Genomic DNA, 18,205 nt, shown 5'->3' on the forward strand with positions numbered 1-18,205 from the left:
ATGTATGTTGGTTGGAAAACCTACTTAAAACACAAATTTCAACCGCAGAAAACACATTTGCAACTGGGTGTGGCTTTGTCTCATGAAGTCGCATTTTTTACAGTAATGGACAAAAACGCTAACTCAATTGTGAATGAGCACAGTGCCAAAATTGAAAACTGGTCGACAGAGTTTGCTAACTGGGTCAGCGAGCAAAAACTTACCGGTGTGCCCTGCTGCGTTTCCTTTACTCAGCATGCTTATCAGCTTTTACAGCTCGACAGGCCTGCCGTTGATAACAGTGAAATACATGCTGCCCTCAACTGGACGGTAAAAGATATGCTGGGCTTTGACACTCCCATGGCAATAGATTACTTCGATTTACCGGTTCCTCTGGCTGGTTCACAAAAGTTACATGTGGTTGCACTGCCTCAAGATGATGTAACAAACGTGGTTTCCGCTTGTGTAGATGCAGGTGTTCGGTTAAAGCAAATCAGTATTCAGGAGCTTGCCCACTGCGAGCTTTTACCTCAATCAGACGAGCCATTAATATCCCTTACTCAAGATGTGGGGGAGGAAATCATTCTAAATGTTGTGGTAAAAGGCAAGGTCTATATCAGCAGACGTTTAAAAGGGTTTGAAAACCTCGGTAGCTTTTCAGAACAAGAGCTAAAAATGGGTGTACTTGATACCTTGGGAATTCAACTGCAACGGTCGATGGACTTTTTCGAGAGCCAATTGCGACAGGCTCCTGTTCGCCAGATATACATCAACGTTAATTCCAATCACGAAGCACTCATTGCTATGCTTGTGTCAGATATGGTGGATGCACAGGTAGACGTGATGGAATTGCCATTTCAAACCCATAAAGCACGGTATGGAAACCTCACAAGCATGGGCATGGCACATGCGCGAATTGACGTGCAGCGTGAAGAGGCGGAAGTGGCATAATGAAACATCGCCTGAATTTCTATAACGACAGTTATAAGCTGCAAGTTGACTGGCTTTCTCTGCCGAGCATTGTGCTTATTCTTGTGCTGTTATTGTGTGGTGTAGTGCTGTCTGCAATTACCCTTCAAGGGATGGCGAATTCGGCTGAATCGCAATATGTGCAAACGGCTATGACTACCCAGGAACTCGAACGGTCAGTTTCCGAGCTTGAAGAGCAAGTAATGAATCGGGCTCATGATCCTGTGCTTGTCCAGCAAATTGAAAACACCAAGCAGCGCATTGGAGAGCATTCCTTGCTGCTGGAAGCCATTGAAACTCAGGTCCCACTCAAGCAGCGACGCTTTTCTCTGCTGCTATCTGAACTGGCAGACGCTTCGCAATCATCACTGTGGTTAACCCATATTCTGGTAGCAGAAAATACCATGACCTTCAAAGGTGGCGTTTCATCACCGCAGGCGTTACCACAGTGGATTCAACGCCTAGGAGGAACGGCGTCACTAAGCCAGAAACAATTTTCTTCTACTACACTGTTAAATGATGAAGGAAATATGCAATTTACCCTGTCTACTGAGCCTGCCTCAGTCATGGATGAGTCGAAGCGGGGGGTGCCATGAGTTTTCAAACCACGTCAGATAAATTCTCCCTGTTGTCGAAGCGCGAAAAAGTGCTGACACTGGCGGCAGGAGTGGTGCTTATTGTGTTGGTAGGCTTTACCTTTTTCATTGAGCCTGCCTTGAAAGACTGGGAAAAGTATCGCGCTGATCTTACGGCTGAAGAAATGCGACAACGACCATTACAGCAACGCCAACAGGTTTATGTTGAAGCCTTGGGTGAAGACCCGGATGCAGCTTTAAAAGAAGAACTGGCAGCACTTAGTCAGTCTCTTACTGAATTAAACGCAGCCTTTGAAGCGGAATTTGCGAAGTTGGTTGACCCAGCTGCTATGGGCCCGCTCATTAAGCAGGTGTTTCAACACGCAGGCCCATTAACGCTGGACGAAATGGTCACACTGCCCGTCATCGATATGATAAAACCCAACGCTGAAGAGCAGAAACCTATAAAAGAGCGTTCGCTTTACCAGCACGGTATTCGACTTACTTTCACGGGAACGTTTTTCGACGTGCAGGAATTTATTGCAAAATTGGAGGCGCAGACCAGCCAGTTTTATTGGCATTCTCTGGATTATCAGGTAACCGATTACCCCAATGCGTCAGTCACGATGCGGGTATACACCCTGAGTTCACAAGAGGCGTTTATCGGTGTGGAATAAAACATTTATACTCCTGGGCGTGTGCGCTGTTCTCGTAGCAAAGGTGCAGGCACAACAAGATCCAACACGACCAGGCGCCGGTTATCAAACCGGTAAACAGCAAAGTGCTGAATCCGCACTGGTGGTCTCAGCTATTTTTGTTTCGCCACAACGCGCCTCTGCAGTGATCAACAATCAGTTGGTGTATGAGGGCGATAAGCTGTCTGATACGGTTACTGTCGTGGCAATTGCTCCTGCTTCGGTGCGGCTTAACGTGAAAAAAAATAATGCATGGCAAAGCGTGACGCTTAATGTTAATGCTTCAAGTAAAAAAATAAAAATCCGCCATGCGGATAACAATTAGAGGTCAGGCAATGCGTCGAGCGACTACGTCATTGATCACATTACTGCTGCTAACGGGTTGTCAGTCAACTGAAAACGAATCTGTGGTAGCGCGTTCGCTAAAAGCTGAACTGGAAGCGCAAATAGCAGCAGAACGGGCACAAGCCGAACAACGCCAAGCGCTTGAACACGTGCCAGAGGAAGTGTCCCAGGCACTAGCGTTACCGCCGGCGTCCCCTGCTGACTTATTATCAGGCCCGGAAAAATACGACATCAATGCGAAAAACGTGGATGTTAAGGATTTCCTGGCTGGTATGGTCGAAGGAACGCCGTACAGTGTTGCTGTGCATCCTGAGGTGTCAGGGTCGGTGAGTTTATCCCTCAAGCAGGTCGCTTTAGACGAGGTTATGTCACTTCTTTCCGATTTGTACGGTTACGATATTCAGCGCCAGGGCAATGTGTTTCGGGTATTGCCCGCAGGCATGCGGACAGAAACCTTTGCCGTCAATTACTTACTCATGAAGCGTGATGGTGCTACGCAAACCAGTATTATTTCTGGTGGCGTGTCGCAAAGTGCAAATAATAATCTCAATGGTAGCGGGCAATTCAGTGACTTCAACAGCGCGGGGGCAGGTTCTGTTGGCGGAAATAGCGGGTTAGCGGGCAACAGTAATGGCACTACCATCAGTACCAGAACAGAAACAGATTTCTGGACGGATCTTCAGGCCAGTCTGGCTGCAATGCTTGGCACCGACAATGGGCGGGCGGTGTTTGTGACTCCCCAGGCGGGCCTGGTGACAGTGCGGGCACTGCCGTCGGAAATTCGTTCCATCAAGCATTTCCTGCAAGTGTCTGAGCAGCACCTTCAGCGCCAGGTGGTATTAGAGGCTCGAATTCTTGAAGTGGTACTTAGCGATGGATACCAACAGGGGATTAACTGGAATGAAATTATCGCCAGTGTAGGCAGTACCGACTTCACGTTTTCTACTACTGCGGGGGCTGTTGGCAACAACGTTACTCTGGACATGGGCGGCGTGACCAGTCTGTCGTTCCTCAATAATGATTTCTCAGGCGTATTGTCGTTACTTTCAACGCAAGGTGATGTGCAGGTGTTGTCGAGCCCTCGGGTTACCGCAACCAATAATCAAAAAGCTGTGATCAAAGTCGGTGATGACGAGTATTTTGTTACCGATGTGTCCAGCCAAAATACAATTACCGCAACCACCACATCAGTGGTTCCTGATATTGAACTGACCCCGTTTTTTTCCGGTATAGCCCTTGATGTGACGCCGCAAATTGATGAAAGAGGCAGTGTGCTGTTACACGTTCATCCGTCGGTAATTGAAACTGAAGAGCAGACAAAAGTGGTCACTCTGAACGAAGAGGAAATTGTACTGCCTCTTGCACAGAGCACAATTCGTGAATCAGACACTATTATTCGCGCTTCCTCTGGAGAAATTGTAGTGATTGGCGGGCTGATGCAAACCACGCGCTCAAACACAGAATCGAAAACACCTGTTCTTGGCGATATCCCCGTACTCGGAAATTTGTTTAAGAATCGCCGTGAAGAGGAAGTGAAAAAGGAACTGGTTATTTTGCTGAAGCCAACGGTAGTGGAACCGGGCACCTGGAGTAAGCAGATCGAAATGAGCCGGGCGCAAATGGCTGACTGGTTGTACGTAGAATAGCTATGTACCAGGAATACTTTGGCCTCACCGAGCTGCCTTTTTCTCTCACCCCAAATACACAGTATTACTTTGCTTTGCCCATGCATAAGCAAGCGATGGAAGTGCTGATGACGGCCCTTGATGTGGGTGAGGGGTTTATTAAGGTCACAGGAGAGGTGGGCACAGGGAAAACCTTGTTGTGCCGGAAGTTATTAAGAGAACTGCCTGAGAATTTTCAGGCTGCTTATATTCCCAACCCCATGCTGTCGCCCGAGGCACTTCGCCGCGCAGTGGCTGCGGAGCTCGGCGTTGATCCTGCCAACGGCGTCGATCAACAGCAATTTACCCAACTAATAGAGCGCCAGCTACTTGCTTTGTCGTCGAGGGGTAAATCAGTTGTGCTTATTATTGATGAAGCCCAAGCGTTGCCGGAGGAGAGTTTAGAAGCATTGCGCCTGATGACAAACCTTGAAACTGAATCAAAAAAGTTGCTTCAGGTAATTCTGTTCGGGCAGCCTGAACTTGACGAAAAGCTTACTAAACACGCCCTTCGTCAGCTGCGCCAGCGGATTAGTTTCAGTTATCGACTAACGCCAATGGCAGCGCCACACATAGAACAGTACTTGCAACATCGCCTTGTAGTAGCCGGATATCATGGCGCACCTCTTTTCTCCGCAGCTGTGTGCCGGGCTTTGGAGAAAGCCAGCGGGGGAACCGCGCGTTTAGTGAATATTCTCGCTCATAAATGCATGATGCTGGCGTACGGAGAAGGCAGGAAGCAAATTACCAAAGCCCATGTGTCCTACGCTGCTACAGACACTGATTCGGCCAAGCCACTCACAAATTCGCGCCTTTCATGGGCAATGTGGACCCTTCTGGGGTTGTTGATTAGCGGGCTCATAGCTGTAAGTGTAGTTATTTGGGGGGCAGCGCAATGAGTGTGATCAACAAGATGTTGCAAGATTTAGAAAATCGCGAAAAAACCCCATCGCAGAACAATCAATACGTTGCGCCCGAACCTTCATCCCATGGCCATAAAATGTGGCTGCTGATTGCGCTTGTTGTTGTTTTGACAGGTGTTGCTATAGCCCTGTTTTATTTGAATTTGGGGCTGAGCCATCAACAAAAAGACGTTATCTCTCAACAGCCTGTTACTGTATCGACACAAAACCCGGTAACGAGGGCTGAAACGCCTCAAATGGAAGAAAAAAACAGTGAACTAAAGCTAATTGAGCTGCCAGAAGAAGCGCTTACAGACAATTCACCGGTAGCTCTGCGTAGCGAAGCCCTGACCTCCAGCGAGAATACACAGCAGAATAATCCGGTATCATCATTGGCAATGGCTGCAAATAGTGTTGATGACTCTGACTTGCTTACAACTTCCCCAGGGCAGGACGCCAGTATTCAGAAACCAGCTACCATTGCCCCCAGTGAACCGAAAACTGGCGTGGAACCGCTTGGGGCAGAGACGTTAACCGAAGACAATGAAACGCCTCGTATGACAGTCATCAAATCTACTGATGCCATTGAAAAAGTCAGCCTGCAAACGCGAGTTGAACAAGCTATACAACAAGGTGACACAATGCAAAGCATCACGTTGTTGCAACAATTGGTGGGGCAAGAACCCGACGACATGTCGGCAATGAAAAAATTGGCTTCTCAGCAGTTTGCCGCCGGACAAATCACCCAGGCCATGGCAACGTTAGAGCAAGCGAGAATACAGTTTCCCAACGCTCCAAGTTTGCTTTTGATGTTATCCCGTTTGTATCAGCATCAGGGTGAGGACACCCTGGCATGGGAAACTATAGCCAAGGCAGGGGGAACAGACACAGAGTTACTGAGTTACCGGGCGACCTTAGCCTCTTCGCTGATGAACCATGAAGCTGCGCGACAAGATTACCGGCAGCTTTTGCTAATAGAACCGACGCAAGCACGCTGGTGGCTGGGGTTGGCGGTTGCCAACGACAAACTAAGCTACGCTCACGATGCGTTACTGGCGTATAGACGTGTACTTCAACACGGCGGGGTTAACAGCAATGTGGAAGCCTTCGTAAGCAATAGAATAGCCGTATTGGCGGAGGGAGCACAATGAGTCGAACACGCATTCGTTTGGGCGATTTACTGGTCAGTGACGGCATCATTTCCGAGGCTGCTTTGATGCAAGCTCTGGCAGAGCAGAAGAAGACTGGGCGCAAGCTCGGGGCAACGCTAATTTCCCTGGGGCTGGTGTCTGAACAGGAGTTGCTCACTCTTTTGTCACGCCACCTGAAGGTCCCGCTAATCAACCTGGATGACTATCAGGTAAAAGCGAACGCTGTGAAATTTCTGCCAGAGATGCAGGCCCGCAGAAACCGGGCTCTGGTCATTGATGATCATGGTGAAAAACTGCTGGTTGTCATGAGTGACCCGGCTGATCTCAACGCCCAGGATAACCTTGCTGAATTGTTGCCAAAGCCTTTTGATATTGCTGTTGTCAGCGAATCTCAGCTGTACGACGCATATGATGGTTTTTATCGCAAAACCGAAGAGATTGCGTCCTTTGCCCATGAGCTGGCAGAAGAATATGAAGATAATGATGACTTCACGCTTTCTGGCAGTGTGGAAGGGGAACAGGACACAGCTGTTTCCCGCTTACTCCAATCCATCTTCGATGATGCTGTTATAGCTAAAGCATCGGATATACACATTGAGCCCGACGAAAATGCGCTGCGAATTAGGCACAGGGTTGATGGTGTTTTACAAGAAAACATTATCCCGCAGGCAAATATCGCTGCCGCATTGGTCCTCAGGCTTAAACTTATGGCCGGACTGGATATCTCTGAAAAGCGCTTACCTCAGGATGGAAGGACACAAATCACGGTAAAAGGTCATCGCATCGATGTACGCCTGTCAACAATGCCGGTTCAGGCCGGAGAATCTGTTGTTATGCGCTTGCTTGACCAATCGGCAGGATTGCTAACCCTAAATCAAACCGGAATGCCTGCGGAAATGTTGAAACGTTTTCGCAATTTGTTACATCGCCCCCACGGCATGTTGTTGGTTACCGGGCCAACCGGTTCCGGTAAAACCACCACACTGTATGGCGCGCTTAGTGAGCTGAATCAGCCGGAGCGAAAAATTATTACCGTCGAGGATCCGGTGGAGTACCGTTTACCACGAGTGAATCAGGTACAGGTAAATAGCAAAATTGACCTCACTTTTTCCAGTGTGCTGAGAACAACTCTGCGTCAGGATCCGGACATCATCATGGTGGGGGAAATGCGCGATCAGGAAACCGTGGAGATTGGTCTTCGTGGCGCATTAACCGGCCATCTGGTTTTATCCACCCTGCATACCAACGATGCTATTTCCAGCGCGATAAGATTATTGGATATGGGAGCACCGGGATATTTGGTGGCCAGTTCCCTGAAAGGTGTTATTGCCCAGCGTCTTGTTCGTCGCATATGCGATAGTTGTGAGGAAGATTACACGCCAAACCACGACGAGCAGTTATGGCTAAAACATGTCGACAGCGCACTTTCACAAGTTAAGTTTAAGCGCGGTGCTGGTTGCCAAAAATGTAATCAAACAGGCTACCGGGGGCGCATAGGCGTGTTCGAGCTACTGGAAATGAATGAACCCATGATGAACGCACTCAAGGTAAGTGACACTGTGTCGTTTGCCGAATATGCCTCACAAAGTAAACATTACCGACCGCTTGCCTTCGCTGCGCTTACGTACGCGAAAATGGGGCTTACCACGGTGGAGGAAGTGCTCAGACTAACCGAAATGGTGTCAGAGCCAGATGAGGCAGAACACAACGACGGTGGAGGCAGCGAGCACAGTGGCTAAGTTCAGTTACACTGCCAAGGATAAAAATGGCGTGCTCTTATCTGGCTCGGTGGAGGCTTCTGACGAGCAATCTGCTGCGAAAACCCTTATGGCTCGCAGTGTAATTCCGCTCTCTATAAGCCGTGATAATGGCAGCGAAGCTAACAGTGCCAGCGCTAACTCCAAAGTTAATTGGTTTACGCCTAACGTATCTCTCAACGAACTGGTCATATTTTGTCGCCAGATGTACTCCCTGACCAAAGCGGGCATTCCTATATTGCGGTCGGTCAGTGGGCTTGCGGAATCCAGTCAGTCGTTGCGAATGCAGGAGGCACTACGGGACGTCATTGTTCAGTTGGAGCGTGGAAGAACCCTTTCCACAGCACTGAATCAGCATACACAAATTTTTAATCACCTGTTTGTGAGTATTATTCACGTTGGGGAAAATACAGGTCGCCTCGATGAGGCATTTTTGCAATTAGCTGATTATCTGGAGCGGGAACAAGAAACCCGCAAACAAATAAAAGCAGCTACCCGCTACCCCATTTTTGTATTGATTGCTCTGGCCATGGCGTTTGTGGTGTTGAATATATTCGTCATTCCAAAGTTTGCCACCATGTTTGCCAAGTTCGGAGCAGAGCTACCTGCTATGACCCGTGCGCTCCTGGCAATATCTGATTTTATGGTCAACCGCAGTTACTGGCTGGTTATTGTTTTGGCGGTAGTGGGGTTTGGTGTATACCGTTATCTCAGTACCACAGAAGGGCGGCATCGGTGGGATAAATTTAAACTTCAGATCCCCATCATCGGCGACATTATCAGGCGCTCTTTGCTGGCTCGCTTTAGTCGTAGTTTTTCTATGATGCTGCAAGCCGGTGTTCCCCTCACATCGGCGCTTAACCTTGTGGCTGATGCGGTCGATAACACCTTTATGGCGTCGAAAATCACTCAAATGCGCCAACGTATTGAAAAAGGTGAAAACCTAACCCGGGTGAGCCAGGCCAGTGGCTTGTTTACACCCATGATCATGCAAATGATTAACGTAGGCGAAGAAACGGGCCGGGTAGACGAATTGTTGGCAGAGGTGGCTGGTTTTTATGAACGGGAAGTCGACTACGACCTGAAGAGTTTAACCGCCAGGATAGAACCTATTTTGATCGTGGTGGTGGCGTGCATGGTGATGGTATTGGCTTTGGGCATCTTTTCGCCTATGTGGGATATGATGGGCGCCATTAAAGGAGGCCGGTGATGAAAATGCAAAAGAAGGCAAATGAGGAACAGCGTAAGTTGTTTATTGGCATCGTCTCGACCCTCGTTTTTGCCGTGCTAATGGGAACGCTGATCGTCTACTTTTATGAAGAAGAGCCCAACCTGAAAAAGAAAATACTGGAGCAAATTGGTAAGAAGCTTGAGGACAGCGCAATTTCAGCGCACTGGCAATGGCGGGCTGAAGGCAATCCGGAAATGATAATGCTGGTGCATTATAACCGTGCGGGTAAAGAAACCGACAGACGACCGGTGCGAATGGGATTAAACGGCTGGCCACACGTAGAAAACACATCCGAAGGCTGTAAGAAGCTCTGGCAGATGTTACTGAACCAGCCAATGGAAGTGGATGGTTTTCGTGTTCTTGGCGAATACTTTCAGGCAGATGATGACGGGGAAACCCTGAACAGTGCATTTTGCCGTTATCGACTGAGCGCGGGCGATTATTTCGACTATGCTGTTAACACTGGCGACGTCACCTATGAGGAATAACCTTTACGTGGAAAATACAATGACAAAAACAACCAGAGAAGTACCTGCACGCAATCCCGCATCTATGACAGGATTTACGTTAATTGAGCTCACTATTGTGATTGTGTTACTAGGCCTGTTGGCTGCAGTGGCAATTCCTCGATTTCTCGATGTCACTGAAGATGCGGAAGATGCCACCGTAGAGGGAGTAGCCGGCGGATTTGCCACTGGAGTCGGCCTGGTGCGCGCCCAATGGGAATTGGAAGCCCGCCCCATGGATAACGACAATACCAATTTGACGTTTGTCACGTTAAGCGGTGTGCAGGTAGGCGTCGATAAAGACACAGGTTATCCAACCGGCCAGTTGGCAAATGACCAAAGTTCAGAAGACAGCAGCATTACAGGTGATGATTGCCAGAGTATTTTTAATCTGATCATGCAAAGCGCACCAACTATTACTGCCACCTGGCAGAATGTGTCAACAGATCGCTTTCGTTATTATACCGCGGTAAGCAATGGCTCTGGCGTTGGCGGTAACGACCAATGCTATTACTACCTCAGTCAAACAGTTAAAAACTTTACCAGTGCGCCCACGGGTACCGGACTGGGTAACGGCTTTGTGTACGACCCCAGAATTGGTCAGGTTATTGTATTTACTAACAATGGCGATCAATCTATAACTAACTAAGCGCTAAATTACATCATAATACTTATAAATAAAATTTGCATAAGAGGCACATACTATGAAGCAACGTGGTTTTACATTAATTGAGCTGGTCATCGTGATCGTTATTCTCGGCATTCTCGCAGTCACGGCAGCCCCCCGTTTTATTGACTTACAAGGTGATGCTCGCGCATCAACACTGCAAGGGGCTAAAGCTGCCCTTGAAAGTGGCATGCAGCTAGTTTACGCAAAATCCGCCATTGCCGGTGAGCAGGATACTGCTTATGCGGGAAATAATACTACCCGGGTTACCATCAACAATATTGCTGTAGATACTGATTTTGGGTATCCGGATGCAGAACGCACGAATATTACCCGTTTAAATGCCTGGGCCGATTTAAACAATAACGACTGGACAGTGACTGCTAACTCACCAGCTGCAGGTTCATTTGCAGTCACCCCTGAAGGCGTAGCTTACACGGCAACTGCAGCTGATCAGTGCCAGGTTATTTATACCGAAGCTGCCAGCGAGAATGCGCGTCCGCTTATTGAAGTACAGTCTACCGGTTGTTAATCCGAGTATCCCTGTGCCTATGAGTGCAGGGCCTTTGCGCCCTGCGTTTTTTCACCCATCCGCAGGCTTCACACTAGTTGAACTTATCATTGTACTGGTCGTGGTGTCGGTTCTTTCGATTACCGCCATTGCCCGCTTTCAGGACGACAGCGGCTACAATGAAATTGTGTTGCAAAAACGATTACTTAGCGCGTTGCGACACATACAACTTCAAGCCATGCATGACGAACGTGATGTATGTTATCGGATGGCTTTCGATTACACGCCCGGGGCACAAGGGTTTGCTCCTACGGTAAGTCGGTTTAGTAGTGCAAACACTGGCAATTCTTGTCATTCCACCCCGAATTTTACATCCCCACAAGCGCTGCGCACTGATCCCGGTGAACTATCTACCATGAAGGTGACTATGCGCGGCTACGACGGCCGGGCAATTGTTCCTGCTCACATTGGTTTTAACAACTTTGGCAAACCACTTACCGATGGAGCCCGTTGTCGTTCTCTGGAAGGATGTGCTATTTGGTTTACCGGTGAAGAGACTGTGGGTGTGTGCATTAACGCAGAAGGGCATATTTATGAATGTTAGTCGCGGCTTCACACTCATTGAAGTTGTGGTTGGCATGGTTGTATTTGCCATCGTGATGTTTGCCGCCGTTGCGCTGTTCGCCGAACAATCCAGAAACAGTATTGAGCCATTATGGCAAACCCGCGGGACGGTGCTGGCTGAGTCACTATTGGCAGAAATCATGGCGCAGCCATTTGACGAACATTCAGGCTCCACTGGTGATCCCAGGTGCAACGAAGGTGTAGATTGCACCTTCAGCGGTTCGCTGGGGCCAGATACCGGTGAAACTCGCAGTGCCTACGATGACATCGATGATTACCATCGCCTCTCACAGGCGAATGGCAATATAACTGACAGTCTGGGAAATTCGCTAGTTGCTAACGGGAGCCCGGTTTATCAGGGGTTTCAAGTGCAAGTAGTTGTGCACTATGACGACAATATGGACGGGGTCGACGACGACGATCTCAACGGCGATGGTCTTTATGATACCGGCACGTATCACGGTAACATGAAGCGGGTATTGGTGGTTGTCACCACGCCTAGTGGTGAACGAATTGCATTTTCTGGCTACAAGGGGAATCTGCAATGAAAAAAGCGGCCGGTTTTACCTTACTGGAGTTGGTTATTGTGATCGTCGTGCTCGGCGTTTTAGGCGCTGGGGTTTCGGCTTTCATGGGAAATACAGTACAGCTTTTCAATGGCGTTGTTCAGCGTGAGCAGCTCATGAATGAAAGCCGGTTTGTATTAACGCGCATGACGAAAGAAATTCAACAAGCCATACCCAACAGTTTACGATTAGCGGGGAATAGTAGCGTGCACTGCCTGGAGTTTGTTCCGGTGCAATGGCTTGCTGGCTACACCCACATTCCTGTTCTACCTACCTCTGATCGCATCATGGACATGGTTTTTCCCGCAGATGCAGATGGACAAATACACTTGGTTGCCTTCAATCAGTTTGTGGTGGTGAACCCTCTTGTTTCGGCGCACGTGTATGACCTTAGTCAGAACCGCCGTGCGCAGGTGCTCAATTGTACTGACGACGGGGATGGCAGATGTCCGACACGAGATGACAGTGATGACGTTATTCAGTTACAACTCAGTAACGCTTTTACTGAAGAATCCCCTGGCAAACACGTTTATTTCGGCAGTAGAACGGTGAGCTATTGCGTTTCGGGCGGCGCGTTGTACCGCAAAGAAGATGTGGTCTCGGCAACGCAATCGTTATCTTTGACTCGGGCTCATCTGGTTGCCACTGCACTGGTTAATAGCTTGTCAGCCTCTCCGGCAACGGCCCCCGGTGCGCTCGACCCTTTTCATCTATACCCGGGCAGTCAGGATGCAAGCAACGGCGTACAGCTCCGTCTAATATTTGGTAATGGTGACGAACCGCTCATTCAATATAAAGAGGTGTACCCTAATGGCAGGCCTTAATAGTGCGGTGGTGCGCCAGCAAGGCAGTATGCTGGTGATGGCTATCTTTGCAATGACTGTGATGGCGTTGCTGGGACTAACCTTAACCCGCCTGATAGCGTCGAGTAATCAGTCGGTGGTGTATGACGTCCTTGGCGTGCGAGCTACCCAGGCCGCCGATGCGGGATTGAGACAATTGGCACTTTCAGTCACACCGCTTAACGGCAATGCGCAACAGTGCTCTGGGTCTATAAATAGTCCCTCGGCTTTTTCCTCGGTGGATGGTTTCAAAGGGTGCAGCTATATTGCCCGGTGTGAAACTCAGCCTTTTACTGAGTCCTCCACTGGGTTTTATCATTATGAACTGAAAAGTACCGGTACATGCGCACTGGCCGAAGGAGTCGCAACCATTACCCGGTCGATGAGTTTTACCAGACCACAGTAACTGCGATGAATAGCAACTTCTTTTCGTAAATAATTGAACCCAGCCTGTCACTGTGGGTCTAATTGCAGTCCGCTATCTGGCATCCGGGAAATCACTAGTTTGAGGTGAATCTTTCTGGCAACGATGAATTAATCGACAGTTTTTCATCTAACAGAACAATCTAGCGCTTCGAAACGCACTTTATGTGCGAGTGAGCCGCCGATTTGCTTGCTGAAACGGGCACCCGTTGTTAAAGTGTGCGGATATTTTTCTTCTTTATTGCAGTCACGCCAAAAACCATACCCAATAAAGGTGTGCAGGCGCATTAACAGGAACTGGCATTTCATGTTTAAAAAGCTTCGAGGCATGTTTTCCAACGACTTGTCCATCGACCTCGGAACGGCAAATACGCTCATTTACGTTAAAGATCAGGGCATCGTCCTTAATGAACCCTCTGTAGTCGCTATTCGGCAGGAACGCGCTTCCGGCCCTAAAAGTGTTGCTGCAGTCGGTGCTGAAGCCAAGCGAATGCTGGGCAGAACGCCGGGGAATATTCGTGCGATCCGACCAATGAAAGACGGCGTTATTGCCGATTTTTACGTAACCGAAAAAATGCTTCAGCACTTTATTAAGCAAGTGCACGACAATAATTTCTTAAGACCAAGCCCTCGGGTGTTGGTTTGCGTTCCCTGTGGTTCAACCCAGGTTGAACGAAGGGCGATCAAAGAATCGGCACTTGGAGCAGGTGCGCGGGAAGTATACTTAATTGACGAGCCTATGGCGGCCGCAATAGGCGCCGGGTTACCCGTTTCCGAAGCAACCGGTTCCATGGTTGTCGATATTGGTGGTGGTACTACGGAAGTGGCCATCATCTCGTTAAACGGGGTTGTTTACTCATCGTCTGTGCGCATTGGTGGTGATAAGTTTGACGAAGCGATTATTAACTACATTCGTCGTAACTTCGGCTCACTTATCGGTGAAGCAACAGCCGAGCGTATCAAGCATGAAATTGGCGCAGCTTATCCTGGCGATGAAGTTCGGGAAATTGAAGTGCGAGGCCGCAACCTGGCTGAAGGTGTTCCACGTGGGTTTATCCTGAATTCAAATGAAATTCTCGAAGCCTTACAGGAACCGCTCACCGGGATCGTTTCGGCGGTCATGGTAGCGCTGGAACAATCTCCGCCAGAGCTGGCGTCAGATATTTCTGAGCGAGGCATGGTATTAACCGGTGGTGGCGCGTTGCTTAAAGATCTTGACCGCTTACTGATGGAAGAGACCGGTATTCCTGTGGTTATTGCCGACGACCCATTAACCTGCGTAGCGCGAGGCGGTGGTAAGGCATTCGATATGATTGACCTTCACGGCGGCGACCTGTTCAGCTACGAATAAATAGGTAATCAGGCAACCGTAAGGTTGCCTTGCTGTTTTTATGGATACCATTTTTACCCGCGGCCCATCTCTTAATATTCGTCTCGCTATGGCGCTGGTGATGTCTGTTGTTTTGATTATCGCAGACCACAAATTCGACGCATTTCAGTCTTCCCGAGTTTATATGAACTCACTGATGAGCCCGCTGCAATATTTTGCCAATCTTCCCAGTGTATTGCTGGATGTAAGTTCTCAACGTTTGACCTCAAGAGCAGAACTGGTTGAGGAAAATCAGCGATTAACAAACCAGGTGCTGCTAATGAGCGAGCGCCTGCAGCGCTTTGGCGTGTTGCAGGCCGAGAACGACAAACTTCGCAAGCTTCTTCAAGCGCCGGTAAAAACGCCTACAAAAAAAATGGTGGCAGAGTTAATGGCAGTGGATAACAGTCCTTTCAGCCAGCAAATTGTTATCAATAAAGGTGCGTTGGAAGATGTTTACCTCTCTCAATCAGTACTGGACGACAAAGGCATTGTTGGGCAGGTAATGGAAGTGGGCAGTACCAACAGTCGGGTAGTGCTCATTACTGATGTGACACACGCAATACCTGTTCGTTCGGCGCGCAACGACATTCGATTTATTGCCAGTGGAACGGGTTCAATTGATGCACTCACCTTAGAGCACGTTCCACACAGTGTCGACATTGAAGAAGGCGATGTGTTGGTGAGTTCCGGGCTGGGAAATGTTTTTCCTGAGGGTTACCCTGTAGCTGTTGTTACACGGGTTGTGCGCGATGAAAGCCGCCCTTTTGCCAGTGTGTCAGCGCGCCCTTTGGCACGTCTAGACCGATTAAAATATCTGTTATTGCTCGGCAGTGATAACGGTATACAGGACAATGTCGTCGCGCCGGTGGAAGGGGAAACAAATGATTAGAACCCGTCACTATGCCATTCCTCTGTCCATACTCATTGCGCTGGTGTTGCAAATTATGCCTCTTCCAATTCAAGTTGATATCTATCGGCCTGATTGGGTTCTCATCGTGCTGGCGTACTGGACAATGGCACTGCCCCATCGAGCTAATGTAGGTGTTGCCTTCATCAGCGGCCTTGCTACCGATATACTTCTGGGCACAGCCTTAGGCATTCACAGTTTTGCCTTAAGCCTGGCAGTGTATACTTTGGCTGCCAATTATCAGCGTTTGCGCAACTACTCAGTGTGGCAGCAGGCCATTATTATTGGCCTCATTAGCGCGCTCTACCACGCGGTTTTGTTTTGGTTACAACACTTACTTACCGGGATCCCGTTCCAGCTAAATTACTTGTGGCCGGTGGCGAGTTCCATGGTGTTGTGGCCCTGGATCTTCTGGATACTTCGCAAAGTCCGCAGACAACTGAATATTAGTTAGGAGAAAGTTCATGGCAAAAGCACTGATCCTTGCGTCAGCGTCTCCTCGCCGCACCGCGCTGTTAACTCAAATGGGCTTTGTTCATCAACAATTTGCAGTGGACATCGATGAATCTCCACGACGTGAAGAAGCGCCATTAGAACTGGTAAACCGTTTGGCGACAGAGAAAGCAGTTACAGCATGGCATCGCTGGCAAGGCCCTCGTGATAACAGCGTCATTCTCGCATCGGATACACTTATTTCATTTGAAGGGAAGCCACTGGGTAAGCCAGTAGATAAAGCTGACTGTATGGACATGCTAAGTGCATTGTCGAACAAACGCCATCAGGTTCTTACCGCGGTGAGTGTGAAAGACAGCCAACAGCAAAAGACCATTCATGTATGTACCCATGTGGATTTTGCGCCTTTGTCGCAAAAAGAAATTGAGGCTTACTGGGCCACTGGAGAACCCGCGGACAAAGCTGGTAGTTATGCTATTCAGGGAATAGGCGGGCAATTTGTTAAATCTATAACCGGAAGCGCAAGTTCTGTGGTGGGGTTACCACTGTATGAAACACGCTGCTTGTTAAAAGAATTTGGAATAGAACAGTGAGTGCCGAACTACTAATTAACGTTACACCATCTGAGTCGCGGGTTGCGCTTATTGAAAACGGTATTTTGCAGGAAGTGCATGTTGAGCGGCATACCAAAAAAGGGCTGGTTGGTAATATTTATCGAGGCAAAGTCAGTCGGGTGTTACCCGGTATGCAAGCTGCATTTGTAGACATTGGGTTAGACAAGGCCGCATTTTTGCACGCCTCAGACATTGTCATCCACAATGAAGTGGCTGACGAAGTTAACAGCAGTCACATTCAAAAACAGGACATTCGGGACCTGGTAAGAGATGGACAGGATATCGTCGTTCAGGTAGTAAAAGACCCTATTGGCACAAAAGGTGCGCGCTTAACCACTGATATCACCATTCCTTCCCGCTACCTGGTATTTATGCCTAGCGTTACCCATGTAGGCGTCAGTCAGCGCATCGAGGATGAAAGCGAACGTGAACGTTTGAAAAACCTGGTTCAGGAGTATTGTGACCAGGATGGCGGATTCATTCTGCGTACCGCTGCAGAAGGTGTCAGTCAGAATGAATTATCGTCTGATGCGGCCTTCTTAAGGCGTTTGTGGAATAAAATACAGCAGCGAATGAAGCGCAAAAAATCAAATGTGCTTTATGAGGATTTGCCCTTGGCAAGACGGGTTCTGCGTGATTTTGTTGGCACTGAGCTGGATCGCATTCGCATCGACTCGAATTTGTCCTTTCAGGAACTACGGGATTTCACTGGCGAGTACGTGCCCGAATTGCAAAGCAAACTCGAATACTACAAGGGCGAGCGGCCCATCTTCGATTTGTATGATGTGGAAAATGAAGTCCAACGCGCTCTTGAACGCCGTGTAGATCTAAAGTCTGGCGGGTATCTCATTATCGATCAAACGGAAGCTATGACCACGATCGATATCAACACGGGTGCCTTTGTGGGTCACAGGAATTTAGAAGAAACCATTTTCAATACCAATATTGAAGCGACACTGGCCATTGCAAGGCAACTCAGGCTGCGAAACCTCGGGGGCATGATCCTCATTGATTTTATTGATATGTCGGAACAAGATCACAAAAGACGTGTCTTACATAGTCTGGAAGTGGCGACAAGTAAGGACAGAGCAAAGATCAATATCCATGGCTTTACCGCCCTTGGACTGATTGAAATGACACGAAAGCGGACTCGGGAAAGTCTGGAGCACACACTGTGTGGCGAATGCCCTGTGTGTAAGGGACGTGGTTCGGTGAAAACCATTGAAACTATCTGCTTCGAGATCATGCGTGAAGTAGTTAGGGTGAACCGCGCCTATGATGCGGATATGTTTGTAATTTACGCATCACCTAAAGTGGCAGATGCATTGCTGGGAGATGAATCTCATGTACTTGCGGAACTGGAAGTGTTCGTATCGAAGCAAATTAAGGTACAAACCGAGCCACTTTATAACCAGGATAAATACGACGTTGTAATGATGTAAGGTGGTGTCT

General features: G+C 48.6%; 20 protein-coding genes and 1 pseudogene. All 21 read left to right on the forward strand.

Going from position 1 to position 18,205, the window contains the following annotated elements; all coding sequences use genetic code 11:
• The first annotated feature begins 75 nt into the window (after nt 1-75).
• Complete coding sequence (locus ACXACM_RS05055; RefSeq protein WP_474820225.1) at nt 76-930, forward strand: MSHA biogenesis protein MshI; 855 nt, start codon at nt 76-78, stop codon at nt 928-930.
• Nucleotides 930-1,544, forward strand: coding sequence for a PilN domain-containing protein (locus ACXACM_RS05060; RefSeq protein WP_474820227.1), 615 nt, complete (start codon nt 930-932; stop codon nt 1,542-1,544). Before ACXACM_RS05055 ends, ACXACM_RS05060 begins: the two co-directional genes overlap by 1 nt.
• Nucleotides 1,541-2,200, forward strand: coding sequence for a hypothetical protein (locus tag ACXACM_RS05065; protein ID WP_474820228.1), 660 nt, complete (start codon nt 1,541-1,543; stop codon nt 2,198-2,200). The genes ACXACM_RS05060 and ACXACM_RS05065 overlap by 4 nt, the downstream gene beginning before the upstream one ends.
• Nucleotides 2,190-2,543 (forward strand): hypothetical protein, encoded by a 354-nt coding sequence (locus ACXACM_RS05070; protein ID WP_474820230.1) that lies wholly within the window; start codon nt 2,190-2,192, stop codon nt 2,541-2,543. Before ACXACM_RS05065 ends, ACXACM_RS05070 begins: the two co-directional genes overlap by 11 nt.
• A gap of 10 nt (nt 2,544-2,553) precedes the next feature.
• Entirely contained in the window at nt 2,554-4,209 is a 1,656-nt protein-coding gene (gene mshL, locus ACXACM_RS05075) for a pilus (MSHA type) biogenesis protein MshL (protein WP_474820232.1), read from the forward strand.
• Nucleotides 4,210-4,211: 2 nt separating this feature from the next.
• Nucleotides 4,212-5,126 (forward strand): ExeA family protein, encoded by a 915-nt coding sequence (locus ACXACM_RS05080; protein ID WP_474820234.1) that lies wholly within the window; start codon nt 4,212-4,214, stop codon nt 5,124-5,126.
• The gene (locus ACXACM_RS05085) at nt 5,123-6,280 is read left to right on the forward strand and encodes a tetratricopeptide repeat protein (protein WP_474820236.1); all 1,158 of its coding nucleotides are present in this window, start codon (nt 5,123-5,125) and stop codon (nt 6,278-6,280) included. The genes ACXACM_RS05080 and ACXACM_RS05085 overlap by 4 nt, the downstream gene beginning before the upstream one ends.
• Nucleotides 6,277-8,019, forward strand: coding sequence for a GspE/PulE family protein (locus ACXACM_RS05090; protein WP_474820238.1), 1,743 nt, complete (start codon nt 6,277-6,279; stop codon nt 8,017-8,019). Before ACXACM_RS05085 ends, ACXACM_RS05090 begins: the two co-directional genes overlap by 4 nt.
• The gene (locus ACXACM_RS05095; RefSeq protein ID WP_474820239.1) at nt 8,012-9,247 is read left to right on the forward strand and encodes a type II secretion system F family protein; all 1,236 of its coding nucleotides are present in this window, start codon (nt 8,012-8,014) and stop codon (nt 9,245-9,247) included. The genes ACXACM_RS05090 and ACXACM_RS05095 overlap by 8 nt, the downstream gene beginning before the upstream one ends.
• Nucleotides 9,247-9,756 carry a hypothetical protein gene (locus ACXACM_RS05100; protein WP_474820240.1) on the forward strand — a complete coding sequence of 170 codons (510 nt, stop codon included), beginning with the start codon at nt 9,247-9,249 and terminating at the stop codon, nt 9,754-9,756. The genes ACXACM_RS05095 and ACXACM_RS05100 overlap by 1 nt, the downstream gene beginning before the upstream one ends.
• A 19-nt stretch (nt 9,757-9,775) precedes the next feature.
• Entirely contained in the window at nt 9,776-10,423 is a 648-nt protein-coding gene (locus tag ACXACM_RS05105; protein ID WP_474820242.1) for a pilus assembly FimT family protein, read from the forward strand.
• Nucleotides 10,424-10,478: 55 nt separating this feature from the next.
• Nucleotides 10,479-10,572 (forward strand): annotated as a pseudogene (locus tag ACXACM_RS05110) (type IV pilin protein); the annotation flags it as partial.
• Nucleotides 10,573-10,992: 420 nt separating this feature from the next.
• Nucleotides 10,993-11,556, forward strand: a complete 564-nt coding sequence (locus ACXACM_RS05115; RefSeq protein WP_474820244.1) for a prepilin-type N-terminal cleavage/methylation domain-containing protein — start codon at nt 10,993-10,995, stop codon at nt 11,554-11,556.
• Nucleotides 11,546-12,124, forward strand: a complete 579-nt coding sequence (locus tag ACXACM_RS05120) for a type IV pilus modification PilV family protein (protein WP_474820245.1) — start codon at nt 11,546-11,548, stop codon at nt 12,122-12,124. The genes ACXACM_RS05115 and ACXACM_RS05120 overlap by 11 nt, the downstream gene beginning before the upstream one ends.
• On the forward strand, nt 12,121-12,966 hold the full coding sequence (locus ACXACM_RS05125; protein ID WP_474820246.1) for a prepilin-type N-terminal cleavage/methylation domain-containing protein: 846 nt from the start codon (nt 12,121-12,123) through the stop codon (nt 12,964-12,966). Before ACXACM_RS05120 ends, ACXACM_RS05125 begins: the two co-directional genes overlap by 4 nt.
• Nucleotides 12,953-13,390: a type II secretory pathway component gene (locus tag ACXACM_RS05130; protein ID WP_474820247.1), complete on the forward strand. Its 438-nt coding sequence runs from the start codon at nt 12,953-12,955 to the stop codon at nt 13,388-13,390. Before ACXACM_RS05125 ends, ACXACM_RS05130 begins: the two co-directional genes overlap by 14 nt.
• A gap of 324 nt (nt 13,391-13,714) precedes the next feature.
• The gene (locus tag ACXACM_RS05135; RefSeq protein ID WP_216024189.1) at nt 13,715-14,758 is read left to right on the forward strand and encodes a rod shape-determining protein; all 1,044 of its coding nucleotides are present in this window, start codon (nt 13,715-13,717) and stop codon (nt 14,756-14,758) included.
• A gap of 40 nt (nt 14,759-14,798) precedes the next feature.
• Entirely contained in the window at nt 14,799-15,668 is an 870-nt protein-coding gene (mreC, locus tag ACXACM_RS05140; protein WP_474820249.1) for a rod shape-determining protein MreC, read from the forward strand.
• Nucleotides 15,661-16,140: a rod shape-determining protein MreD gene (gene mreD / locus ACXACM_RS05145; RefSeq protein ID WP_474820250.1), complete on the forward strand. Its 480-nt coding sequence runs from the start codon at nt 15,661-15,663 to the stop codon at nt 16,138-16,140. Before mreC ends, mreD begins: the two co-directional genes overlap by 8 nt.
• Nucleotides 16,141-16,150: 10 nt before the next feature.
• Complete coding sequence (locus ACXACM_RS05150; protein WP_474820252.1) at nt 16,151-16,732, forward strand: Maf family protein; 582 nt, start codon at nt 16,151-16,153, stop codon at nt 16,730-16,732.
• Nucleotides 16,729-18,195, forward strand: coding sequence for a ribonuclease G (rng, locus tag ACXACM_RS05155; protein ID WP_474820253.1), 1,467 nt, complete (start codon nt 16,729-16,731; stop codon nt 18,193-18,195). Before ACXACM_RS05150 ends, rng begins: the two co-directional genes overlap by 4 nt.
• The last annotated feature ends 10 nt before the right edge of the window (nt 18,196-18,205 follow it).

This window comes from Alteromonas sp. AWQ4_252 (genome assembly GCF_056158205.1).